24 protein-coding genes and 1 other annotated feature (1 of these 25 running past the window's edge) are annotated in these 25031 nt (G+C 43.3%); of the genes, 21 read left to right on the top strand and 3 right to left on the bottom strand.

Translation table 11 applies throughout. The features are described 5' to 3' along the window. Positions 1-133 precede the first annotated feature (133 nt). The 19 genes from sleB to MHH89_RS09565 all read left to right on the top strand — a co-directional run bounded on the left by sleB (position 134) and on the right by MHH89_RS09565 (position 19558). Positions 134-1000, top strand: a complete 867-nt coding sequence (gene sleB / locus MHH89_RS09655) for a spore cortex-lytic enzyme (protein WP_036688421.1) — start codon at positions 134-136, stop codon at positions 998-1000. Between the two features lie 176 nt (positions 1001-1176). Continuing rightward, entirely contained in the window at positions 1177-2415 is a 1239-nt protein-coding gene (yfmF, locus tag MHH89_RS09650) for an EF-P 5-aminopentanol modification-associated protein YfmF (protein WP_254847695.1), read from the top strand. Between the two features lie 2 nt (positions 2416-2417). Then, a complete protein-coding gene (gene yfmH, locus MHH89_RS09645; RefSeq protein WP_076281615.1) occupies positions 2418-3698 on the top strand; it encodes an EF-P 5-aminopentanol modification-associated protein YfmH in 1281 nt (426 codons plus the stop codon). Next, positions 3699-4466 (top strand): elongation factor P 5-aminopentanone reductase, encoded by a 768-nt coding sequence (ymfI, locus tag MHH89_RS09640; protein ID WP_036688412.1) that lies wholly within the window; start codon positions 3699-3701, stop codon positions 4464-4466. It abuts the gene before it with no gap. Positions 4467-4603: 137 nt separating this feature from the next. Further along, on the top strand, positions 4604-4867 hold the full coding sequence (locus MHH89_RS09635; protein ID WP_036688409.1) for a DUF3243 domain-containing protein: 264 nt from the start codon (positions 4604-4606) through the stop codon (positions 4865-4867). Positions 4868-5044: 177 nt separating this feature from the next. Then, on the top strand, positions 5045-5812 hold the full coding sequence (locus MHH89_RS09630; RefSeq protein ID WP_036688406.1) for a DUF3388 domain-containing protein: 768 nt from the start codon (positions 5045-5047) through the stop codon (positions 5810-5812). A gap of 93 nt (positions 5813-5905) precedes the next feature. Beyond that, the gene (locus tag MHH89_RS09625) at positions 5906-6838 is read left to right on the top strand and encodes a helix-turn-helix domain-containing protein (RefSeq protein ID WP_076281616.1); all 933 of its coding nucleotides are present in this window, start codon (positions 5906-5908) and stop codon (positions 6836-6838) included. Positions 6839-6917: 79 nt separating this feature from the next. Next, complete coding sequence (locus tag MHH89_RS09620; protein ID WP_169744781.1) at positions 6918-7079, top strand: hypothetical protein; 162 nt, start codon at positions 6918-6920, stop codon at positions 7077-7079. A gap of 210 nt (positions 7080-7289) precedes the next feature. Then, a complete protein-coding gene (locus MHH89_RS09615) occupies positions 7290-7781 on the top strand; it encodes a YajQ family cyclic di-GMP-binding protein (protein WP_076127877.1) in 492 nt (163 codons plus the stop codon). Between the two features lie 155 nt (positions 7782-7936). Continuing rightward, positions 7937-8524, top strand: coding sequence for a CDP-diacylglycerol--glycerol-3-phosphate 3-phosphatidyltransferase (gene pgsA / locus MHH89_RS09610; RefSeq protein ID WP_036688397.1), 588 nt, complete (start codon positions 7937-7939; stop codon positions 8522-8524). A gap of 108 nt (positions 8525-8632) precedes the next feature. Continuing rightward, a complete protein-coding gene (locus tag MHH89_RS09605; protein ID WP_341086948.1) occupies positions 8633-9919 on the top strand; it encodes a competence/damage-inducible protein A in 1287 nt (428 codons plus the stop codon). A gap of 300 nt (positions 9920-10219) precedes the next feature. Beyond that, the gene (gene recA, locus MHH89_RS09600) at positions 10220-11284 is read left to right on the top strand and encodes a recombinase RecA (protein WP_076127879.1); all 1065 of its coding nucleotides are present in this window, start codon (positions 10220-10222) and stop codon (positions 11282-11284) included. Between the two features lie 110 nt (positions 11285-11394). Beyond that, positions 11395-12120 (top strand): regulatory protein RecX, encoded by a 726-nt coding sequence (locus MHH89_RS09595; protein WP_341086946.1) that lies wholly within the window; start codon positions 11395-11397, stop codon positions 12118-12120. A gap of 316 nt (positions 12121-12436) precedes the next feature. Further along, entirely contained in the window at positions 12437-13981 is a 1545-nt protein-coding gene (gene rny / locus MHH89_RS09590; protein ID WP_370510565.1) for a ribonuclease Y, read from the top strand. Between the two features lie 211 nt (positions 13982-14192). Beyond that, positions 14193-14987 (top strand): TIGR00282 family metallophosphoesterase, encoded by a 795-nt coding sequence (locus tag MHH89_RS09585; RefSeq protein WP_076218617.1) that lies wholly within the window; start codon positions 14193-14195, stop codon positions 14985-14987. A gap of 199 nt (positions 14988-15186) precedes the next feature. Then, a complete protein-coding gene (locus MHH89_RS09580; RefSeq protein WP_019910496.1) occupies positions 15187-15447 on the top strand; it encodes a stage V sporulation protein S in 261 nt (86 codons plus the stop codon). Positions 15448-15568: 121 nt separating this feature from the next. Beyond that, positions 15569-16534 carry a dipeptidase gene (locus tag MHH89_RS09575; protein WP_341086944.1) on the top strand — a complete coding sequence of 322 codons (966 nt, stop codon included), beginning with the start codon at positions 15569-15571 and terminating at the stop codon, positions 16532-16534. A 138-nt stretch (positions 16535-16672) separates the two neighbouring features. Then, a complete protein-coding gene (pduL, locus tag MHH89_RS09570; protein WP_036688383.1) occupies positions 16673-17245 on the top strand; it encodes a phosphate propanoyltransferase in 573 nt (190 codons plus the stop codon). A 909-nt stretch (positions 17246-18154) separates the two neighbouring features. Further along, positions 18155-19558: a DEAD/DEAH box helicase gene (locus MHH89_RS09565; RefSeq protein ID WP_081386340.1), complete on the top strand. Its 1404-nt coding sequence runs from the start codon at positions 18155-18157 to the stop codon at positions 19556-19558. Positions 19559-19707: 149 nt separating this feature from the next. On the opposite strand, the gene dapA is transcribed toward MHH89_RS09565, so the two are convergent. Further along, positions 19708-20604, bottom strand: coding sequence for a 4-hydroxy-tetrahydrodipicolinate synthase (dapA, locus tag MHH89_RS09560; protein ID WP_076179900.1), 897 nt, complete (start codon positions 20602-20604; stop codon positions 19708-19710). Between the two features lie 121 nt (positions 20605-20725). Between dapA and MHH89_RS09555 the strand changes: the two genes are divergently transcribed. Beyond that, positions 20726-21601, top strand: coding sequence for a LysR family transcriptional regulator (locus MHH89_RS09555; protein ID WP_076127886.1), 876 nt, complete (start codon positions 20726-20728; stop codon positions 21599-21601). Here MHH89_RS09555 and MHH89_RS09550 read toward each other — a convergent pair. Beyond that, on the bottom strand, positions 21572-21994 hold the full coding sequence (locus MHH89_RS09550; RefSeq protein ID WP_076279622.1) for a VOC family protein: 423 nt from the start codon (positions 21992-21994) through the stop codon (positions 21572-21574). The two genes, MHH89_RS09555 and MHH89_RS09550, sit on opposite strands and share 30 nt — an antisense overlap. 280 nt (positions 21995-22274) lie before the next feature. Here MHH89_RS09550 and htpG point away from each other — a divergent pair, with 280 nt between their 5' ends. Then, entirely contained in the window at positions 22275-24155 is a 1881-nt protein-coding gene (gene htpG / locus MHH89_RS09545; protein ID WP_076127889.1) for a molecular chaperone HtpG, read from the top strand. A 61-nt stretch (positions 24156-24216) separates the two neighbouring features. On the opposite strand, the gene MHH89_RS09540 is transcribed toward htpG, so the two are convergent. Beyond that, positions 24217-24681 (bottom strand): DUF4362 domain-containing protein, encoded by a 465-nt coding sequence (locus MHH89_RS09540; RefSeq protein ID WP_076301612.1) that lies wholly within the window; start codon positions 24679-24681, stop codon positions 24217-24219. Positions 24682-24806: 125 nt separating this feature from the next. Then, positions 24807-25031: a binding site (T-box leader), on the top strand; it runs 37 nt beyond the window's last position.

Genomic DNA, 25031 nt, shown 5'->3' with positions numbered 1-25031 from the left:
GTTGATAATTATTCTCAATTACAATGAAATGCTATTACTTCTTTTTTAGTAATGCATAGGATGTCCTGACAGTCGTCATAATAACTTTAGCCATCCATGCAGAACTCACAAAAGAAAGGTAGAGCGAACCCCTATGAAGAAACATAAGTTGTGGATCTTTGCTTCTTTAACCCTTGCACTTGCTGCCGCGCCGTTTGCAGGAATGCTGCTCCAGGGTAATGGCATAGTACAGACCAAGCAAAGTGCTGCTGCGTCATTTGTCCATGAACTAAATCATCCTGAAGAAGAGGCCTTGCCTGCCTTCAGCACGACTCCGATTAAACTCGGTTCTTCTGGTCAGGATGTTTATGAGTTGCAAGGACGTTTAAAACATCTGGGCTTTTATGAAGGGAAAATAGACAGTCAGTTTGGTCCGAAAACGAAAAATTCAGTAACGTGGTTTCAATGGAAGTTTGGAATGAAGTCTGATGGCATCGTAGGCGCTAAGACTAAGCTGAAATTGTATAACGCAACTAAGAACTGGAAGCCAACAGAGTCGGCTTCAGCAACCGGAAATAATACAGCAAACAACAACACCGGTAACAAAACAAATACAACCAATAATTCGGATTCAGCGTCTCTGTCTTCAGGGAATACGATGGGATTATCAGAAAATGATCTCAAAATTATGGCTAATGCCGTCTATGGTGAGTCAAGAGGTGAACCTTTCGAAGGACAAGTTGCTGTTGCTGCAGTAATCTTGAACCGGGTAAAATCTCCGAGTTTTCCAAATACGCCGTCTGGCGTTATTTTTCAGCCGGGAGCTTTTACAGCTGTAGCTGACGGGCAGATTTATTTGGAGCCAAATGAGCAGGCACGAAAAGCAGTGCAGCAAGCGCTGAATGGCTGGGATCCTTCGGGTGGATGTTTGTATTATTTCAACCCTAAAACGGCGACCTCCAAATGGATTTGGACTCGTCCACAGGTCAAGACTATAGGCCAGCATATTTTCTGTATGTAGATAAGTAAAGAAGTAAATCCAGAGAGCAACCGGGAAGAGGCATCCGGTTGCTTCCTTACTTTGGAATGGTTTAGAATGGTTATTAATTCATAAACATGTTAATGAGCAACTATCCACGCGGTAAAGGAGTTTTGGACTTGACTAATAATGTATTTCAGCATGGCAACGTTGCAGGTATGCGTATTCACGTGATGCCTACCAAGGCGTTCAAGACCTACGCCATCTCACTTTATGCCGGCGTCCCACTTAATGAGGATACGGTCACACCTACAGCACTTGCTCCATTTGTGCTCCGCAGAGGTACCGCTTCTTATCCAGAGACTACTCAATTCCGTGAGCGTTTGGAGGAGCTGTATGGCGCTGGATTTGGTTTTGATATTTATAAAAGAGGCGATTATCAGATTGTTCAGTTTCGCATGGACACCATTAATGACTCCTTCGTGCAGAGTCAGGAGAGCTTACTTGAACAATCCTTTGCTTTCCTAGGAGAAGTCCTGACCCGTCCGTTGGTGGAGGAGGGAAGCTTCCGTCCTTCCTATGTTGCAACAGAGCGTGAAACAGTGCGCAAGAAGCTGGAATCTATCGTAAATGATAAGATTCGTTATGCTGCGGAACGCTGTATCGAAGAAATGTGCCGTAACGAGCCCTATCGTCTTCATCCACTGGGTCAAAGAGCAGATTTGGATCGGATTACCCCAAAAAGTTTGTACGAATCTTATAACTCATGGCTGGATGGAGCTATTTTGGATCTCTATGTTGTGGGAGATACGACTACTGAGGAAGTTGAAAAGCTTGTGCAGCATCACTTCGGACGCATTCAGTCGGAGGTGGGCTTATATAGCTCCAAGTTTGTCCCAGTATCCGTCAGCGAGGTACGGACGGTAGAGGAGAAGCTGGATGTCAGTCAGGGCAAGTTGAACATGGGTCTGCGCACATCAATTACGTATAAGGACGATACATATGCGTCCGCACTTATGTACAACGGAATATTAGGAGGGTATCCACACTCCAAACTCTTTGTCAATGTACGGGAAAAGGCCAGTCTTGCATACTATGCTTCTTCACGCTATGACGGTCACAAGGGGATTGGAACGATACAATCAGGTATTGAAACTCAAAATTACAACAAAGCTGTTGAAATTATAGAGAAACAACTGGAAGAGATGAAAGCTGGCAATATCAGTGATCTGGAGTTAAACCAGACCAAAGCCATGATCCGCAATCAGCTTTCCGAGATTCCGGATTCTGCTTTTGAGATGATCTCTTACGACTTCAACCGCCAGTTGTCAGGAAAAGAACGGACAGCGGATCAGCTGCTAGAAGAGGTGGAACAAATCGGTGCAGGGGAAGTAAAAGCTGCAGCGGAGACCTTTCAGCTGGATACGATTTATTTCTTGACAGGGAAGGAGGAATAGAGATGGAACAGATTCAATACGACAGACTTCAAGAGACCCTTTATCATGAGGTGATGGAGAATGGGCTTCAGGTTTATGTATTGCCAAAACCAACATTCAAAAAAACTTACGCCACATTTGCAACTAAATATGGTTCTGTAGATAACCATTTTCATGTCGCAGGTGGAGAAGAGACCACTGTTCCTGATGGTATAGCTCACTTTTTGGAGCACAAAATGTTTGAAGAGCCAGAAGGCGATATTTTTGCCACTTTTGCCTCAAATGGAGCTTCAGCTAACGCCTTTACAAGTTTTGATCAGACGGTTTATCTTTTCTCGGCAACAGAGAACATAGAGACCAACCTTAGTACACTCGTTGATTTTGTACAACGACCTTATTTTACGGATGAAAATGTAGAAAAGGAAAAAGGGATCATTGGTCAAGAAATCAATATGTATGCAGATAATCCAGACTGGCGCGTGTACTTTGGCCTTATTGAGGCGATGTATTCGAAACATCCGGTTCGGATTGATATTGCCGGAACTATAGAGTCGATTAGTACGATTACGAAAGAAACACTGTACACTTGTTACAACTCTTTTTATCATCCCAGCAATATGCTGTTGTTCGTAGTGGGTGGTGTGGATCCGGAGAAGGTATTCTCCTTGATTCGCAGCAATCAGCAGGGGAAATCTTATGGTAAACAAGGTGAGATTAAGCGTATTTTTGAAGAGGAGCCGGAACAAGTCGCTACGAAGCGCTTAGAAAGCAAACTCGCTGTTTCGATGCCTAAGATTATGTTTGGATTTAAGGAAAAAGTTGATGGTCTTACAGGTGAAGCTGCGCTTAAGCGTGATCTCGCCACTAAGCTTATGCTTGATTTGCTGGTTGGCAGCAGCACAGCGTTGTACCAAAAACTCTATGATGAAGAACTGATCTCAGACAGCTTTGGCCATGAATTTAATAGTTCAGAACAATATGCTTTTTCAGCTATGGGTGGAGATACCAAAGACCCGGATTTGCTGCTAAAACGAATTAAAGAAGAAGTGGATCAGATCTTAAAGTCTGGCTTTGCTGAGAAGGATTTCGAGCGGGCACGGAAAAAGAAAATAGGCGGATATTTGCGCATGCTGAACTCCCCTGAAAGTATCGCACATGAATTTACACGTTACCAATTCCGCGGTGGTGACCTGTTTGAAGTTCTGCCTATTTACGAATCGATTACTTTAGCTGAAGTGAATGAGCGTTTACATGTCCATGTAAATTGGGAGCAGCTCGCTGTTTCACTAGTGGTGAGTCCTTAAATGGCGCTTTTGGGAGAGAGCAACAAACCATTAGGAGAAATGACAGTTCTGGTGACAGGGGGCAGCGGGGGAATCGGTGGCGCCATTGCAGAACGGTTTGCCTCTGTAGGCATGAATATTGTTATTCACTACAAGCACTCACATGAAGCTGCTAATGATGTCGCTCGGCGTTGTATGGCCCTTGGAGCAAAGGTAATGACTGTAAATGCGGATATGAAGGATCGCAGTCAGATTGTACGAATGGCGGAGAAGCTTGAAAGTAATGGAATGCAGCCGGATATTCTTGTCAACAATGCCGGTAAATCTCATTATGGGATGCTGGCTGATGTGAGTGAAGAGGAATGGGACGATATTATGGCCATTAACTTGAAAGGTACCTTTATGTGCAGCCAGATTTTTATGCCGTACATGGTATCCCAGCGTTATGGTCGAATCATCAACGTTTCTTCCGTGTGGGGAATATCGGGAGCCTCTTGCGAGGTCGCTTATTCAGCCAGTAAAGGCGGAGTAAATGCTTTTACTAAGGCGTTAGCCAAGGAATTAGCACCTTCTGGCGTAACTGTGAACGCGGTAGCTCCAGGAGCGGTTAATACGAATATGTTGTCTAACCTACAGGAGGATGAGGTCCGGATGCTGGAGGATGAGATTCCGGCGGGACGTTTGGCTACACCGAACGAGATCTCCTCACTGATTTACTTTTTAGCACTGCCTGAATCCGGGTATATTACTGGGCAGATCATTAGCCCTAACGGTGGCTGGATTACGTAATGCTTAACTTGGAGAAAAGCTCCAGCATAAGAATCTATCGTCTGAGACATATTATAAGTGTTGTTTTTTAATCTCTCGTAAGGCGGCTTACAGCCTGTATGCAGGTGTTTGACCGTAAACATGAAGGAGGATTTAAGATGACACAAGACGATAGCGTAATCAAAAATTTTGACACCTGGAAGAAATTCCTAGGTAAACGGGTTGTACAGGCGGAGAAACTTGGGATGAGTCAAGACACAATCTCAAAGCTGGCTTTTGAAATCGGGGAATTCCTTGATGAAAAAGTGGATCCAGCAAACACTCAAAACCGTGCGATCAAAGAGCTATGGGATGTCGGCAACGATGAAGAAAAGCAAACGATTGCTAAACTCATGGTCAAGTTGGCGAAAGACAACGCCTAAGTTTGCGGAAAAGCTCCCCCTGTGGGAGCTTTTCTGCAATTATTACAGGACTGACCTTGCCTTTCATTTTTATTTTATATATCATTAACATGACCCGTGTAAAAGACCGCTTTGCCGGGGCAGCTTTTTTTGCTGTATTGGCAAAGGGTAGGGAAAAGGAATCTATGAGGTGTACAAGTGGAATATAAACAGTGGTATATGGAATACAAGATTCACAAGAACAGACCCGGTCTGCTTGGTGATATCGCTTCAATGTTAGGGATGCTGGAAGTTAACATTCTGACGATTAATGGAGTTGAAGGAAAAACTCGCGGAATGTTGCTGGAGACCAATGATGATGAGAAAATTATGCTGATGGGCGAAATGCTCAAAAAAGTTGATAATATTACAGTTTCAGCTCTGCGGTCTCCAAGGCTCGTGGACAAGCTGGCTGTACGCCATGGGCGATATATTGAACGGGATTCAGATGATCGGAAGACGTTTCGTTTCACCCGCGATGAGCTAGGTCTATTGGTTGATTTTCTCGGTGAACTGTTTAAAAAAGATGGGAATCAGGTTATAGGACTTCGTGGTATGCCCCGTGTAGGAAAGACGGAATCCATTATAGCTGGCAGTGTCTGTGCTATGAAACGCTGGACATTTGTCTCCTCCACATTATTGCGGCAGACGGTGCGCAGTCAATTGGCTGAAGATGAGATGAACCCACATAATGTATTTATAATTGATGGTATAGTTAGTACGATCCGCTCTAATGAGAAACATTATAATTTATTGCAAAATGTTATGAGCATGCCAAGCACAAAGGTTATTGAGCATCCAGATATTTTCGTACGCGAATCTGAGTATAGTTACGATGACTTTGATATTATTATTGAGCTGCGGAATAATCCAACGGAAGAAATCTTGTACGAGTCATTTACGACGAGCTACAGTGATGATTTATAGAACACAAACGATGAAGAATACACTTCCGAGCATGTTTTTTTATAAAGCTGGTTAAGGAAGTTTACATTCATAGAACTTACAGGAGGTGATGGTATGTCGGAACTGGGCCGGCAATTGAAAGAGGCACGTCTGCAAAAAGGGATGAGTCTTGACGATGTCCAGGAAGTAACAAAAATTCGCAAAAAGTATTTGGAAGCCATCGAGTCTGGAGACTACAAGGTGCTTCCAGGAAGTTTTTATGTGAGGGCGTTTATCAAAACGTATGCAGAAGCAGTAGGCATGAGTCCTGACGAACTGCTCGAGGAGCATGGGAACGTACCTGCACCACCCGCAGACACGACCATGGAGACGGTGATTCAAAAGCGCAGCCGTAGACCCGAAACCGAACGGAATGCAAAATGGCTGCCAACGGTGCTGATGTGGACATTCCCTATATTGATTATTGTGGTGATTTACATTTATGCTTCTAGTTTAAACAAAGCAGACCCTGATCAAGTTGATCAAACAAATATCACCAATAATGTGCAGGATCCTAATACAGCACAAACATCTCCACCCGCATCAGGAGGCGGTGTAGTAGCGCCTACTTCCTCGGCAGGTGCAGAAGCAACTACTGAGCCAACTACGGCGCCTACGCCAACACCGACACCAACGCCGTCTCCTCAATCGATCACAGTTACACCAGATGGGAAGTCAGGCAAAACAACGAAATTTAAGGTTACAGCTCCTGCCGGAAGCGAAGTTAAGGTTGAGATTGTTGCATCCGGAGTAAGCTGGCTTGAAGTTTACAAAGGCGAAAACTCTAAAGGTGAAAAACTCTCCTTCGGAAATACTGCAGCAGGAGAAACTATGAGCTTCGTTCTTGGTAGTGAGGGCATGTATATTAAGTCTGGGTATTCCCCAGCAACTGAAATTACCGTAAATGGTCAAGTAATCACGGATGAGAAGACGTCCTCACGTCTCCTGCTTAATCTTGACGACGGTTCTGGAAGTGAAGGTACCCAAAGTGACGGGACAGGCGAATAACAAATAGGATGTATAGACTTTGGCTTTAGGGAGAACATAAGACTGTTTTCAGTTTTAGCCAAAGTGAGGTGTACATCTTATGACAGTTAGCTGGATTGTAGCTGGCCTTGGGGTTGTTGTCAGTCTCATCGGATACTATTTGACACCAGGTGCTTGGGGATACGGAATTCTCGGATTCGGTATTGCACATATTGTGCTAGGAATTCTGGATATGTTTCGTAATCCGGTCCGAAGCAGATAGAAGCTGTAGAAATGAACGTCTCCAACGGCGTACTTCCGGTGGAGACGTGTTTCTACCCTTTGAACCAAACTCACTCGAAGGAAAAGCTCCACTTAGTGGGGCTGTTTTCTATGTCGGGTGAGCTACATAATGATTTATCCAAAATTAGACTTAATAGTACCATTCTCTTATAATAGTAGCAGACTAATTGTATAAAGGACGTGGAGTTTAATGAGTTCAGAATGTTCATTTGATATTGTATCCAAAATGGATATGCAGGAGTTAACGAATGCTATTCACCAAACAGAGAAAGAGATCGATAACCGCTTTGATTTTAAGAACAGCAAAAGCAGTCTGAAGCTGGAGAAAGACGCACTTATAATCGCCTCTGAAGACGAATATAAGCTCAACGCTGTTATTGATATTTTACAATCAAAGATGGTGAAAAGAGGCATTACCCTAAAAAATCTGGATTTCGGTAAAGTAGAACCGGCTTCCCTGGGATCTGTACGTCAACGTTTAGGGCTTAAGCAAGGCATTGATCAGGAGAATGCGAAAAAGATTAATATTCTGATCCGTGATTCAAAATTAAAGGTGAAGAGCCAGATCCAAGGGGATCAAATTCGTGTGACCGGTAAGAGCCGCGACGATTTGCAGCAGATTATTCAGATCTTGCGTAAAGCTGATTTGCCGCTGGATCTACAATTCATGAACATGAAATAGAATTTTGTGCCCCGCAGTGCTTATTAGTACTAACAACGCGGGGTGCTTTCTGTTTTTTTGACACCTATTTATTGCTATAATATACTTGCTTAAGTAGAAATGGATTAGCCTGATTTAGGCAATTTGTATGAACGATTTAGGGGAGGAAAACTTCAGTGAATTTGCCCAACCGCATCACGCTAGCTCGTATTTGCCTGATCCCGATTATGATGTTTTTTTTACTGGTGGATTTCAGTTTTTATCCAGAACCGATACATTGGGGCTCGTTTCAGCTATCTGTTAATCATTTGGTAGCAGCTGTAATCTTTTTGCTTGCGGCCAGCACGGATGGAATAGACGGCTACATTGCTAGGAAATATAATATGGTCACCAATCTCGGTAAACTCCTTGATCCACTTGCGGACAAACTGCTGGTATCTGCAGTTCTGATTTCACTTGTGGAGCTGGGCAGATGCGATTCATGGATTGCTATTGTAATCATCAGTCGTGAGTTTGCAGTCACCGGACTTCGCCAGATTGCATTGCTAGAGGGAAAAGTGGTTGCCGCCAGCAAATGGGGCAAGATAAAGACGGTTGTACAAATTGTTGCGATCTCACTGCTGTTGTTGAATAATTTCCCATTTCAATTTGTCAGTATTCCTGTAGACGATATTGCTATTTGGGCCGCAGCGCTGATCACTATTTATTCTGGAATTGATTATTTTGTGAAGAATAAGGATCTGCTACAGCTGCATAATGCGTAAGCATGTAAGCTGGATATACAAGGAAAGGTAATAGGTGAAGCACCTATTACCTTTTTTGAAATCCAAAAGCAGTGTACCTACATTATAACGAGGAGGCGAAAGCCAGGTATGAGAGCGGAGATTATTGCAGTAGGGACAGAGCTTTTGCTCGGTCAAATCGTGAATAGTAATGCCCAGTTTTTGTCTATCGAGCTAGCTGCCATCGGAATCGATGTATACTTTCAAACCGTTGTCGGTGATAACAGCAGCCGTCTGCAGCAAGCCATCGAGATCGCTCAGAGTCGGGCCGACGTTATTATCTTTACGGGCGGAATTGGCCCCACTGAGGATGATCTGACTAAAGATGCACTGGCTGCATCGCTAGGTAGAACGCTCCATATTGATCGTTTGGCGATGGATCATGTACAACGTTTCTTTGATGATCGTAAGATCGTTATGACCGAAAATAACCGCAAACAGGCACTTATAATTGAAGGAACTACACCGTTGCCGAATGAAATCGGTCTTGCGGTTGGGATTGCTTTTGAGCATGAGAAGAAATATTATATTGTGCTTCCAGGTCCACCTCGTGAGATGAAACCGATGTTCGTAGATAAAGCAGTACCGTGGCTACAGCAGCACGCCTTGACGAACGAAACACCGCTTTATTCAAAAATGCTCAAATTTGCCGGCATCGGAGAATCACTGCTGGAGGACAAGCTCATCGAACTGATTCGCAGTCAGACTGATCCAACGATTGCTCCGTATGCCAAAGAGGGAGAGGTAACTGTTCGTATTTCGACAAAGGCCCCTTCTGAGCATGAAGCTACAAAAAAGCTGGAGATACTGGAACAACAAATCAAGGAGATTTTGCCGGAACATTTGTATGCGAACATTGATGTGCCGCTGGAGCAATTGATTGTGGATTGGATGGCGGATGCCGGTCTGACCTTAAGTGCGGCAGAGAGCTGCACCGGAGGTTTGCTGATGGAGAGCATAACAAATATTCCAGGCAGTGCATCGATGTTTGCCGGCGGAATCGTCTGCTATTCGAATGACCTAAAGAAAAAGCTACTGAATGCGCCAAGTGCTTATTTGGAGGGACCCAATGCTCCTGGAGCCGTAAGTCGAGAAGTTGCCGAGGTGTTGGCTGACCAAGTGAGAATGATTGCAGACAGCGATTTCGGCTTATCTGTTACGGGTGTGGCTGGACCGGGTTATTCTGAGCGCAAGCCTGTTGGACTTGTATTTATCGGCTTGGCTGAACGGGGACGTAAGACAGAGGTCTATGAGCTTAATCTTAAAGGTACACGGGAAAATATCCGGTTGCGTACTGTAAAGGCTCTGCTGTATCGTCTGTGGCGGAGACTTGAGGAACGCAAGGTGGAGACACCTCTTGAGGGTTCAGACTTGTAATGGGAGATTAGCCCAGTTATAATAAACACATACGGAAGAACCGTGGCACTGAGATTTCTTTGCTGCGGTTTTTTGTATATTTGCAGAGATTTTGATCACGATGACTACTCATGATCATAAGTCGTTGATGTCCGGTGAAGTGGGGAATTTAATTAACTTCTATCTCCGGAGGGAGGCTTACAATAAAAGGGATAAATAACGCCCAAGACAAAAAAAACGAATGTATGTTCGAAAAAAAGCTTGGCAAGACCTTAAAAACACGTTATTATATTACTATAAACAGTGAAGGAAGTGGTCTGATTGTCAGATCGTCGTGCAGCGCTTGATATGGCGCTTCGTCAAATAGAAAAACAATTTGGTAAAGGTTCGGTAATGAAACTGGGAGAATCCACGCATATGCAAGTGGAAGTTGTACCTAGCGGATCTTTGGCACTTGATATTGCGTTAGGTATAGGCGGACTTCCAAAGGGACGTATTATTGAAGTATATGGACCGGAATCTTCAGGTAAAACAACAGTTGCTCTTCATGCTATTGCAGAAGTGCAAAGACAAGGCGGACAAGCTGCATTTATCGATGCCGAGCATGCGCTTGATCCGAAATATGCACGTAACTTGGGCGTAAATATCGATGAATTGCTGCTTTCTCAGCCAGACACGGGTGAACAAGCGCTGGAAATCGCCGAAGCACTTGTTCGTAGTGGAGCCGTTGATATTATTGTCGTTGACTCCGTTGCTGCTTTGGTACCTAAGGCTGAAATTGAAGGCGATATGGGTGATTCCCACGTCGGATTGCAGGCTCGCTTGATGTCTCAAGCACTTCGTAAGCTTTCTGGTGCCATTAGCAAATCCAATACGATCGCTATCTTTATCAACCAGCTTCGTGAGAAGATCGGTGTTATGTTCGGTAACCCTGAGACAACTCCGGGTGGTCGTGCATTGAAATTCTACTCTTCTGTACGTTTAGATGTACGTCGCGTAGAGAGCATCAAGATGGGGAACGATGTGGTTGGTAACCGTACTAAGATCAAGATTGTGAAGAATAAAGTAGCTCCTCCATTTAAACAGGCTGATGTTGATATTATGTATGGTGAAGGGATTTCCAAAGAGGGAAGTCTTGTAGATATCGGTACTGAAATGGATATCGTGAATAAGAGTGGTGCATGGTATTCCTACGAAGGCGAGCGTCTCGGTCAAGGCCGTGAGAATGCTAAACAGTTTTTGAAGGAACATCAGGATATTGCCCTTATTATTGAGAATAAGATCCGTGAAGCAAGTAATTTATCCACTATTGTTGCTGCGCCGAAGAATGAAGATATTATTGCAGAGCAAGAAGAAGAAGAGAAATTGCTTCTCGAAATCGAATAGTATATTAAGCAATAGGACGCCCTGTGATTGATTGTTGCAGGGTGTCTTTTCTTAACAAGTAACGAAAGTAAGACGATAACCGATCTATTGCTACGAGGTGACAAACAACTATGGTAATACAACTGGATTTTGAAGCAGAAGAACAAGATGAGCAGGTGTTATCTGATTTTCCTGAAGGAGAACTCTTAGAGATCACTAAAGTAGAACGTCAAAAGAAATCTGACCACCGTTATATCATACATTTCGGAGCATATAACATGACTGTGCACGAGGACGTCATGATTAAATATCGAATGATTACTGGTAATTCTTTTATGAAGGCTGATTTGGTTGAAATTGTTGTAGCTGATGAGCGTCAACGAGCTTATGTAGAAGGCCTCCGTTATCTAGAACGTAAACCACGCACCGCTATAGAAATGACTCGCCGTTTACGCCAGAAGGAAATAGGAGAGACTATTATTGCGGAAGTGGTGCAGCGGCTGCAGGAGGAAAGACTTCTTGATGACCCTTTATATGCTAAGCAATGGGCAGAGCAACGAATAGCGAACCAGCGGAAAGGGAAGATGTGGATTCGACAAGAGCTACGTGAGAAAGGGATTGACAAAACCCTTATATCGGAAGCTTTGGAGAATATTACTCCTGAACAAGAGCTGGAGAGCGCACTCGAAACTGGGCGCAAGAAATGGAATCTCATCCGTGGAGAAGCTTCAGATAAGCGAAGAAAGACTGGAGCCTTCCTTATGCGCCGTGGATTTTCGGGCGATATGGTTCGCCAAGTGATCAATACTTTACTTGCGGAAGACAATTATGAAGGTGAAGATGAGGAGTTTTACTAGAATCACTGATTCTCTTGACATTAATGCGTATATCGACTCTCTTGACAATGTCTTTTTATAAATAATAAAATATAACATGAATCGGCATAAAATTAGAATCCTTTTTCCTTCCCAAAAAGGAGACTGTTTTAAACGGTTCACGTACAACTCATATGAAATGTAATCGCCGGATAAGGCGGGCAGTGTGCATGTGCAGCATGTGCAGTATGGCAATCGGTTGTTTACCGGTTTTTTGTATGGTGATGAACGGATAGTTAAACAACTGCACAATTCCCAGGGATATACCTTGGAGAGGAACCAACGAGGAGGTGAACAGATGCTGGAATCATGGATCTGGGTCATTATCGTTCTCGTTGTAGCTGCAATATTCTTTGGGTTCGGTTATTTTATTCGTAAATCCCTTGCAGAAGCTAAAATCCAAAGCGCAGAAAGAGAAGCCGTTGTCATCGTTGAGAATGCGAAGAAGGACGCTGAGGCGCTGAAGAAAGAAACAGTATTGGAAGCTAAGGACGAAGTCCATAGAATCCGTACTGAAGCTGAGAAAGAAACTCGTGAACGTCGGAATGAAATCCAACGGCAAGAGAGACGTTTGCTGCAAAAGGAAGAATCTCTGGATAAAAAAATGGAATCGCTTGAAAGAAAAGAAGAACAAGTAGCTAACAAAGAGAAACGAATTGATGAAACCCAACAGCAAATTGATGTTATTTACAAAAACCAAGTCACTGAATTGGAACGTATCTCCAATTTAAGCATCGAAGATGCAAGAAGTATCATTCTTAGCAATGTTGAGCAAGAAGTTCGCCATGAAACGGCACAAATGATCAAAGAAATTGAACAGCAGGCGAAAGAAGAAGCGGATAAGAAATCCCGTGAAATCATCACACTCGCTATCCAACGCTGTGCAGCTGATCACGTAGCGGAAACAACGGTTTCAGTTGTTACGTTGCCGAATGAAGAGATGAAAGGTCGGATTATCGGTCGTGAAGGCCGTAATATTCGTGCTTTGGAAACTCTTACAGGTATCGACCTCATTATTGATGATACGCCGGAAGCAGTTATTTTGTCAGGATTTGATCCAATCCGCCGTGAAGTGGCCCGTACGGCACTTGAGAAATTGGTGGCTGATGGACGTATTCACCCCGCTCGTATTGAAGAGATGGTGGAGAAATCCCGCAAAGAAGTGGACGAACGGATTCGGGAATATGGTGAACAAGCTACTTTCGAAGTGGGCGTTCACGGTTTGCATCCAGATTTGATCAAGATTCTGGGGCGTCTGAAATTCCGTACAAGCTATGGTCAAAATGTATTGAAGCACTCCATGGAGGTTGCTTATTTAACAGGACTGATGGCCGGTGAGCTTGGGGAAGACATCGTGCTTGCAAAACGTGCAGGATTACTCCATGATATCGGCAAAGCGCTGGATCATGAAGTGGAAGGTTCGCATGTTGAGATCGGCGTTGAACTAGCGAAGAAATATAAAGAACATCCGGTTGTTATCAACAGTATCGCATCTCATCATGGAGACTGCGAAGCTACCTCGGTTATTGCTATGTTGGTTGGTGCCGCTGACGCATTGTCGGCTGCTAGACCTGGTGCTCGCCGTGAAACACTGGAAACGTATATTAAACGTCTAGAGAAACTGGAAGAAATCTCAGAGTCATTCGAAGGCGTTGAGAAATCATTTGCTATTCAAGCGGGCCGTGAGGTGCGCGTGATGGTACAGCCAGAGAAGATTGACGATGCAGAGGCATTCCGTCTTGCTCGCGATATTACGAAGATGATTGAAAGTGAACTGGATTATCCAGGACATATCAAGGTTACCGTTATTCGTGAGACACGGGCTGTTGAATACGCTAAATAGGCAATAAGTAGATAACATACGCTTTGGAAATAACGATATTTATGATCGTTTCCTGGTATATGTTTCTGCTAGGAATATAAGGTTAAAGGATAAGATATAACTTATACTTTCTTATATTTGATGAAAATTGGCCCCTAAGCGGGGCCTTTTTTCTTTTAAATATGAAGACTTTTCCGCTAGATGAAGAGGTTAAGATTAGGAGGAGAGAAACATTAAAGTACTATTCATTGGAGATATCGTAGGTAGTGTAGGCAGGAAGGCACTTCGGGAGATGTTGCCCTCATTAAAAAGCAAATATCAACCACATATAATCATAGTTAACGGTGAAAATTCTGCTGCCGGTAGAGGTATTACTAAAGCGATCGCAAATGAATTTTTTAACTGGGGTGTTCACGGAATCACCATGGGCAATCACACATGGGACAACAAGGATATCTTCGAGTTTATCGACGACGAGGCCCGGATTATCCGTCCTGCTAATTTTCCTCCAGGAACACCGGGAAGAGGATATACAGTTGTTAAAGGTAACGGCAAAGAGCTGGCAATAGTTAACTTGCAAGGCCGTACATTTTTGCCTGCGATTGATTGTCCTTTCCGTGTGGGTGAAGAAATTGTGGAAGAGCTACGTAGAGATCATAAATGCATTCTCGTTGATTTCCATGCAGAGGTTACCTCTGAGAAAATCGCCATGGGCTATTTCATGGATGGTCGCGCATCAATTGTAGTAGGGACCCATACTCACGTTCAGACGAATGATGATGTGATTTTGCCGGGTGGAACGGCTTACTTGACCGATGCGGGCATGGTTGGTTCAAGCGAAGGGATTCTGGGTATGGAAAGAGATGCAGTACTTTATAAGTTCACTACACAGCTTCCAGCACGATTTGTTGTTGATGAAGGCAAATGGCAGCTTCACGGTTTATTTGCAGAGTTAGATGAGAATACTGGCGCGGCTATCCGTCTGGAGAAAATACGGCTACGTGAAGATGAATGGGTAATGAGCTAGTAGTAGGATAAGATAAGTGATTTTCCGGGTAATTTCGCCGAATAAGGGTAAAGTGTGATATTTATTATATCGAAAAAGAGTATCTATTGTACCATTTTCTCCAGAGTAGTCCGCAAAAAGAAGGAATTATTTCTTCTCTCGCGAATAACATCTAAAGTAGTGGAAGAACACCATTATTTTCCCAGGGGAGGTACTTACTATGGATGTATTAAAAGTATCAGCTAAATCCAATCCAAATTCCGTCGCCGGCGCTTTAGCAGGTGTTCTTCGTGAACGTGGATCGGCCGAATTACAAGCTATTGGAGCTGGAGCACTGAATCAAGCAGTCAAAGCAGTTGCCATTGCCCGGGGATTTGTTGCACCAAGCGGAGTAGATTTGATCTGCATTCCGGCATTTACAGACATTGTGATTGATGGAGAGGATCGAACCGCGATTAAATTGATTGTAGAACCCAGATAATAGAAGCATAGAACGGATGAACCTGTTTACTTATGTAAACAGGTTTTTTGCTTTTCGTATATAGTCTGGCGTTTTTAAGCATAGAATCTGGAATAGGGCTGCATGAAAGCGAGGGCTTGGGATGAGAACCGATAAGCTACAGGTTGCGGATTTTCATTGTGATGTGCTGAGTAAAATGCAAGCATCACCAGATATGGATTTTAAGAATGATCCTCGGCTGGATGTTACCGGAGAGCGGCTGGTAGCGGGCGGTGTGGAATTGCAGATTTTTGCAATATACCTTTCGGCAAGTAGAGGAAGACCTAGCTTTGAGAATGTTTTAGGACAAATTGATTTGTTCCGGCAAAAAATAATAGGCGCAGAGAGCCTTCAGTGGCTGCGTTGGAAGGAGGAGGTAGGAAAACGAACAGCTGGAGCATCCCCATGGGGAATGCTCTCTCTGGAGGGTGTAGACGGTCTAGAAGGGAACTTGTTTTATGCACAGCTCTGCTTTGAGCTTGGCGTGCGGTTTTTGGGAATCACTTGGAATTATGCCAATTGGGCAGCGGACGGTGTTCTGGAGCAGCGCAACGGCGGATTTACGGAAAAAGGGCGAATGCTGATCGAATGGTGCAACGACAGTGGAATGCTGCTTGATGTGTCGCATTTGTCTCAGGCAGGTTTTTGGGAGCTAGCCGACTTAAGCACACGTCCGTTTATAGCTTCCCATTCGAACGCCGCAGCAATCTGTGGGCATGTTAGAAATTTAAATGATGAACAGATTAAAGCTTTGATTGCAATGGACGGAAGAATGGGCCTGACCTTTTATCCGTGGTTTGTATGTGATGATGGAAAAGCTCGTATGGATGATTTATTAAAGCATATTGATCATGTATGTAGTCTAGGTGGCGAGAAACATATGATGTTTGGTTCGGATTTTGACGGCATTGACAATTGGGTAGAGAACATGGAGCATCCGGGAAAATACCCTGAGCTCGCGGAGCACCTGCTTCGTTACTATCCAGAAGCTTCCGTAAAAGGTTGGTTATATGAGAATGCGGTCTCCTACCTGCGCACAAACTTACCTTCTCAGGTGTCTAAATCATGACAATCCTGCTCTAAAAGTATGAATTGTCGAAAAAAAGGCCCTCGTTATGATGTGGGGCTTTTTATTTTTGGTTAAGAAGATGTATAATGGTTAATGGCTTGTACAGATACTAGAGAAAATACAAGGAGTGACTTTACTATGAGTAAGACTGTACCCGTAGGTGTGTCGGCTAGACATATTCACCTTACGCAAGAGCATGTGGAGGCTTTGTTTGGCCCAGGATATCAACTAACGGAGTTCAAACCCCTCTCTCAACCAGGACAGTTTGCAGCAAATGAGCAAGTAGCAGTTATCGGCAGCAAAGGTAAATTTGACAAAGTAAGAATTTTGGGACCTGCTCGTCCGGCTTCCCAATTAGAAATTTCCCGTACTGACTCCTTCGCACTTGGCGTGAAAGCTCCAGTTCGCGAATCTGGAAATATTGATGGAACACCTGGCATTACGCTTAAAGGACCTGCTGGCGAAGTAGAATTGGAACAAGGCGTTATCATCGCCGCTCGTCACATTCACTTCCATACTTCTGAAGCTGAAGCTTGGGGCATTGCTGATAAGCAATTGCTTAAAGTTCGCCTCGGAGGCGACCGTGGTCTCGTATTGGAGAACGTAATTGCACGCGTATCAGACAGCTTTAAACTGGATATGCATATTGACACTGACGAAGCTAACGCTGCAGGTGCCAACAACGGCGATACTGCTGAAATCGTAGAATAGTCATCATAGTTATAGCAAAGATAAGAAGCGGGGGAGAAATCCTCCGCTTTTTTTGCGTGTCTGATCTGCGTGCTGTAAAGATTGCGTGGCTGATCGGCGTGCTGTAGGGATTGTGTGTCTGATCGGCGTGCTGTAAGGATTGTGTGGTTGATCGGCGTGCTGTAAGGATTGTGTGGCTGATCTGTGTGCTTTAAGGAATGCGTGTCTGATCGGCGTGCTATAAGGATTACGTGTCTGCTCGGCGTGCTGTAAGGATTGTGTGGCTGCTCGGCGTGCTGTAAGGATTGTGTGTCTGATCGGCGTGCTGTAAGGATTGTGTGGTTGATCGGCGTGCTGTAAGGATTGTGTGGCTTACCCGACGGCTTGTACTTATCGGACTGTATTGCAGCTATTTCAGCATTTTGATCTATTTTGCCAAGGTTTCGGACTGCATAGCTCTTATTGCCTTATATTTGTACTGAATTGGGCTTCGAAGGTGTGAATAACTGCATCTGAGTCCGATAGCATGTCCAAAATCCACGAATTTTCAAAATAAGGGCGTCTGAGTCCGATGGCTCAGCAGTCTCCAGGCTCAACAGGCTCAACAGGCTCAGCAGACTCAGCAGTCTCAGCAGACTCAGCAGACTCAGCAGACTCAGCAGTCTCAATAGTCTCAGCAGTCTCAATAGTCTCAGCAGGCTCAACAAAAGATACGCCGCAGGATAAATTGAGGAGGAGTATTTTACGGTTAGTAAAAATATTTCTGTAAGAGCAGAACGGATAGTATCCTGAAATGGATTTTTAATGAAAATTGGTGTGATGATAAAGAAAATCTATTATTATGTAACTTATTGTGTTATGATTATGGTTTATGACGTGACAAAAGGATTTATTGTTAAGAATATATGTATTAGAAATTAAGGAGACCCAATGACATTTAATGAACTGAATATTGTGCCTGCAATTTTGAAGGCTTTAAGCAAAGAAAACTATACATCACCTACACCAATACAGGAGCAGTCGATTCCAGCTGTATTAGCGGGTAGAGATTTACTTGGATGCGCGCAAACGGGAACAGGAAAAACAGCTGCATTTTCCGTGCCTATTATTCAATTGCTAAGCGAACAATCGAGCCCAAACAAATCCAATAATGTGCGACGCATTCGCTCGTTGATTTTAACACCGACAAGAGAACTAGCGATTCAAATTGCTGATAACATAAAAGCGTATAGCCAATATACAGATATCCGCTCAGCTGCCATTGTTGGCGGTGTGTCACAGAAAGTGCAAGAGCGCGCACTGAATCAAGGTGCCGATATTCTTATTGCTACACCTGGTAGACTTATCGACCTGATCAATCAGAAACGTGTAGATCTGCAATATGTACAAATTTTAGTTCTGGATGAAGCTGACCGGATGCTGGATATGGGCTTTATTCATGATGTGAAACGAATCATCGCCAAAATGCCTACGAAGAAGCAGACTCTGTTTTTCTCGGCAACGATGCCAACTGAGATTTCTAAATTGATCAAAACATTGCTTGTGAATCCAGTGAAGGTAGAAATCACACCCGTGTCATCTACTGCGGATAGAATCAATCAATCGATCTATTTATTAGAGAACGGAAATAAGCAAAACCAATTGAACCTGCTGTTACAGGATAAATCCATCGTCTCAGCTTTGGTGTTTACTCGTACCAAACGTGGTGCAGACCGTGTTACCCGCGATCTGGCTAAAGTGAACATTGCTGCTCAAGCCATACACGGCAATAAATCTCAAAATGATCGCCAGAACGCCTTGCGGAATTTTAAAAGCGGTGCGACTCGTGTTCTCGTAGCTACGGATATAGCTGCCCGGGGAATTGATATTGATGAGCTGTCTCACGTAATCAACTTCAACTTACCGAACATTCCGGAAACCTATGTGCACCGGATCGGTCGTACAGGCAGAGCGGGATTGAGCGGAACGGCAATTTCTTTTTGCGAAGCTGAAGAGCTTCCTTTCCTTAAAGATATTGAAAAATTGATTGGAAAATCGATTCCGGAAGTTAAGGACCATCCTTATCCGATGTCTCGTAAAACGCAAATGAAGACAGATCGTTCGGCGAAACCGTCAGGTTCGAAAGCAGCAGCTTCCAGACCATCGTCTTCCAGACCGTCGAATTCCAAACCAGCAACTGCTAAACCTGCGGCAACAAAACCGGCAGCAACAAAACCGGCAGCAACAAAATCAGCGGCATCTAAACCAGCTAAAGCAAAACCTAAGTCTAACCCTCCATTGAAGCCAAAGTCCGAGTGGTTCACAAAAGGAAGACAAAAAACGAGCAGCAGATAAGTTAGTTTGAATGCGTATCGTTTCTATAGCAAAATAAAAAAACCGTCAGAGTAAATCTGATGGTTTTTTATGTTTTATTTCCTGATAATTTACAACAAAAAACAGCCGCTAAACAGTTCCTCACTGTACAACGGCTGTTGTTATATCATTTATGCGGTTGCTTCAATTGTATTGTCCTGAACATAGGGGCTCAGTTCTTGCTGAAGTCCTGCGCTGATGGAAGTCATAGGGAGGCGAAGCGTATCCGAGGACAGTAGGCCGTTTTGGCTAAGCATCCATTTAATTGGAGCGGGATTCGATTCCTTGAACAATAGGCGGATGATCGGCAGTAGTTGTTCAAAGCTTTCTTTAGCGAAGTCCACTTGACCAGATGTAAAGGCTTCAAAGATACGAAGGCATTCTGCCGGGAAAACGTTGGCAGTAGCGAGCATCCCCCCAGCTGCTCCGCAGCTAAGCATTTCATAAAAGAGGGAATCATCACCGCCAAGCACAGGTTTAGCACCTGTACGGACTAACTCTGTAACCATTTTTGTACTGCCTGAGCAGTCTTTTAAACCGACAACATTATTCATTTCTAGGATTGTACGTGCAGTATCTACCGTCATGGCCGTACCTGTACGACTTGGAATATCATAAGCCATGATTGGTATGCCTACTTCTGCTGCTTTGCGGAAATGGGCAATGATACCCTCTTGTGAAGGACGACTATAATAAGGTACGACTACTAGTGCACAATCAGCACCAAGGTTTGCAGCAATTTCCGTGCGTGCAACCGTAGAGGCTGTATCATTGGTACCTGTACCAACTACTAAGGGGATTGATGTGGATTGTAGAAGCTCACGGGAAGTGTTTACTAGAAGCTGCATTTCATTTACGGTTACAGTGGGCGATTCTCCGGTGGTTCCATTAACGACCAGACCTTGTATGCTGTTGTTAATAATGTTCTTTACATAACGCTGATACGAATCCAAATCAACTTCACCAGCAGCATTGAACGGGGTGACCACGGGGACATAAACTCCATAAATCTGTTGTTCTGTAAGCATAAATTATCGGCCTCCAAAATATTTTAATTCCTCTACATACACTTTACCATGGAAAGTAGCATCGTCGTTAGCTATAATAAATGATATGGATCATCAAAAATATTGATGTTAGGGTGAGGTAATGGATTTAACCTATTTACGAACCTTCCGCGAGGTGGCTAAACGTCAGAGCTTTACGCGAGCTGCTGAAGAATTGGGATATGCACAATCAAGTGTGACGATGCAGATACAGAAGATAGAAAAGGAATATGGAGTACCTCTAATAGAGAGGCATGGCCGTCAGCTGCGGCTTACCCCGCCAGGAGAAGAGTTATTGAAGCTGTTCGTGGAGATTTTGGATTTATATGATCGTTCAAAAGAAACCATCGCCCAGCAAATCGGAGGTACGCTAACTATTGGGACGATAGATTCTTTAGCGGCCTTTTATTTACCTCCTTACCTGCAGCAGCTAAGGACTAAATTTCCGAAGCTGGATATTCATCTGCAAACGATGCAGGAAGCTAATCTTCTTGCCAAAATAAAAGATGGCGAAGTAGATCTAGGCTTAATGTTGGATCGCACCACTGCGGATTCCATCCTTGAGCGTACGATCGTCAGAGATGAGCCACTTGTTTTGATAGCTCCCATTCATCATCCGCTTGCCCAGATGGATACGGTAACCCTACAGGATCTGAATAACTGTGAGCTAATAGTCTCGGAGGAAAGCTGTATTTACCGGAGTTTGTTCGAGAATTTGTTAAAAGAGCACGGGATCATATTCCGCATAGGTTTTGAGCTTTCGAATCTGGAGGCCATTAAACGTTGTGTAATGAATGGTCTTGGAATTGCTTTGTTACCCAAAATCGTGGCAGAGGAAGAAATTGAACGGGGAAGCTTGGCTGAGCTGTCCTTTGTTCATCCCGAAATTCATTTTGATCTGCAGCTTCTGATGCACCCTAAGAAGTGGAAATCACAACCACTGCAATTTTTAATCCAAATGCTGTTTGCAAATCATTAGTTTATTCCCATCAGGGTCTTTTACTACAAACCATTTTTGATCTTGAATTTCGGTTACTATATCTACACCGAGCTCCTTTATATAGTTGAAAGAGGCTTGCAGATCATCGGTTATAAGCATAAGAGCAGGTGTTGTAATTGGAGGAGCCCCTTCAGGCTCTAAACCTCCCCACATGGGCATGGTGTCCAGAATGATCCCAGTGCTTCCTTGCATAGTTAACGGACATAAATGACCGTTTATAATCGAATGATCTGCTTCTTGGAGTCCTAGGACTTGGCAATACCAGTTACGGGCTTTTTCAATATCGTGTACGGGGATAAATACACTGCCAATCAAATTCTTAATGGGACTTGTTGCTGAAGAATTTACAATGGACTGTACTTGTTCATGCATTTGAATCCCTCCAGAGAAGATGCTAGACCTTTATTTGTAATTTATGTATCTAATCTATTTAAAACATAGAATCATCCTATGTGCAAGTTGAATGTTATTTATCGATCAAATCCTAAATTTGTATGCAAAATACAGCTTTATTTAATGAAAGTCGCTGTAAATATTGACATTGAAAATGAGTTTATGTTATATAAAAAGAAGAATTAGCACTCATCTAAGAAGAGTGCTAATCACGATGTGCTGGATAAGAAGGTTATTTTGAAAGGAGATTTATTTATTCATGGCCAAAAAAGAGTTTAAAGCCGAATCGAAAAGATTGCTGGAAATGATGATTAACTCCATTTATACACAACGGGAAATATTCCTGCGTGAGCTGATTTCCAATGCAAGTGATGCGATTGATAAGATCTATTACAAAGCATTAGCTGATGAAGGCCTGGTCTTCAATAAAGAGGATTATTATATTAAAGTGACCGCCGATAAGGCGAACAGAACCTTGACGATTTCCGATACAGGTATCGGGATGACACAAGAGGAGCTGGAGAATAACTTAGGTACAATCGCGAAGAGTGGATCTCTTGCTTTTAAGAAAGAGAACGAAGCTAAAGATGGCCACAACATCATCGGGCAGTTCGGGGTGGGCTTCTACGCTGCGTTTATGGTGGCTGATGACGTTATAGTGATCAGTAAGGCATTAGGCAGTGACGAGGCCTTTAAATGGGAGTCTAAGGGCGCTGACGGCTATACCATCGAGACTGTCGAGAAGGATTCTGTCGGCACTGATGTGATTTTGAAGATTAAAGAGAATACGGAAGAAGATCAATATGATGAATATTTGGAAGAATACCGCCTGAAATCCATCATTAAAAAATACTCCGACTTCATTCGTTTCCCAATTAAAATGGACGTGAAGGAGCAAAAGCCAAAAGAAGGCACGGAGAACGAGTTCGAAGAAGTTATTCAAGAACAAACCGTAAACAGCATGGTGCCTATCTGGCGCAAGAACAAAAGCGAGCTGACTACAGAAGACTATGATAACTTCTATGCAGAGAAACGTTACGGCTTCGATAAGCCGCTTAAACATATTCATATCAGTGCTGATGGTGCTGTAGTGTACAATGCAATCCTGTTCATTCCAGAAAATACGCCGTTTGACTATTACACAAAGGAATATGAAAAAGGTCTTGAGCTCTATTCCAATGGTGTGCTGATTATGAACAAATGTGCGGATCTGCTGCCTGATTACTTCAGCTTTGTAAAAGGTATGGTGGACTCAGAGGATCTTTCCTTGAACATTTCCAGAGAGATGCTCCAGCATGACCGTCAGCTGACTCTGATCGCTAAGAACATTAAGAATAAAGTGAAAAGCCAACTGCAAAGCCTGCTGAAGGATGAAAGAGAGAAATATGAGCAGTTCTATAATGCTTTTGGCAGACAGCTTAAGTTTGGTGTCTATAACGATTATGGGATGCACAAAGACACCCTTCAAGATTTGTTGATGTTCTACTCCTCTAAGGAGAAGAAGCTGGTTACGCTGGACGAATACGTCTCAAGAATGCCAGAAGATCAGAAATATATCTACTATGCTTCCGGAGAGTCGATCGACAGAATCGAGAAGCTCCCGCAAACCGAGCTTGTATCGGATAAAGGGTATGAAATTCTCTACTTCACTGATGATATTGATGAATTTGCGATCAAGATGATTCAGTCTTATAAGGAAAAAGAATTTAAATCCGTATCCAGCGGAGATCTGGGGATCGAAGCCGACGAAGCGGACAAGCCAACGGAAGCGGAAGAGAACGAAAACAAGGAGCTTTTTGAAGCGATGAAGGACATCCTGTCCGGCAAAGTGAAAAATGTCAAAGCTTCCAAACGTTTAAAGACTCATCCGGTATGTCTCTCTGCTGAAGGTGAACTGACAATCGAGATGGAAAAAATCCTGAAATCGATGCCGAATGGCCAAGAGGTGCAAGCGGATAAGGTACTCGAAATCAACATCCATCACGAAGTGTTCCAGTCCTTGAAGGCGGCAGCAGAGAACGACAAAGAAAAGCTCGGTTTATACACGAACCTGCTGTACAACCAAGCCCTGTTGATCGAAGGTCTACAGGTTAGTGATCCTGTTCAGTTCACCAATGATATTTGCAAAATCATGAAATAATATGAAGTACAGAGACCATCCAATTGTATTATGATTGGGTGGTCTTTTTTATTTCAGTATTTCATTTTGTTGTGCGAAAAAGGTAGTAATCAATTTCAGAGTCATTATTTGTGCAACCGCTGATCGAATAGATAATTTCACCTTGTGTGCTTTTTTTACTCGTCACTTCGGAGCAGGTATCGGTTCTGACTCCTGTGTTGCTTCCACCAAATGCATCATTAGAAGTATCATAGCTGTAATTAATCACGTTACCGTCAAATTTTAAATCCTTAAATATGGGATCGCCTTCATCTGTGTAACTTGTAACGCGTATATTGTCTGCTTTTTTGCTGGAGAGATTAGTTATAAATTTCTCGAATTTATCGAGGTTGTACACTTTTTCAAAAGAAACAATATCCCCTCTACTGATGGCTTCTTTGGAAGTATAGGGTTCACTTTTGGGAACAGAATTAACTTTATTATCGGAACAACCCCATACTCCTGCTAGTAAAAGAACAGAGAGTGTAAGCAAATTTACTTTTTTCACTGAGGGACCTCCTTGTATCGTATTTATATAAAAGACGGAGATTAACTGGAAAAGTTACAGAGAGCTTGATGTTTCACATTGACAATAAACAACAAATTGAGTATTATTTTCTCTAACTTGAATATGTAAAAGCAAAGAAGAGAAAGAGTACCACGGCAATTCTTTCAACAGAGAGCTCCGGTCGCTGAAAAGGAGTAAAGAAAACCCTTGGGAATATGGTCTCAGAGCTGCGCATCGAAACCTTATGGGTTGTAGGCTGCGCCGGAACCTGCATCCGTTACAGTGCTAGGGTATAAACGTTAATTAACGTCGTACCTGAAGAGGTAAATGTCATGAGGCATTTATAAAAT

This window comes from Paenibacillus sp. FSL H7-0323, assembly GCF_038002725.1.
In the GTDB taxonomy this organism is placed as follows: domain Bacteria; phylum Bacillota; class Bacilli; order Paenibacillales; family Paenibacillaceae; genus Paenibacillus_AQ; species Paenibacillus_AQ odorifer.
The sequence above is the reverse complement of the archived record's forward strand: the minus strand, read 5'-3'. Positions and strand labels throughout refer to the sequence as shown.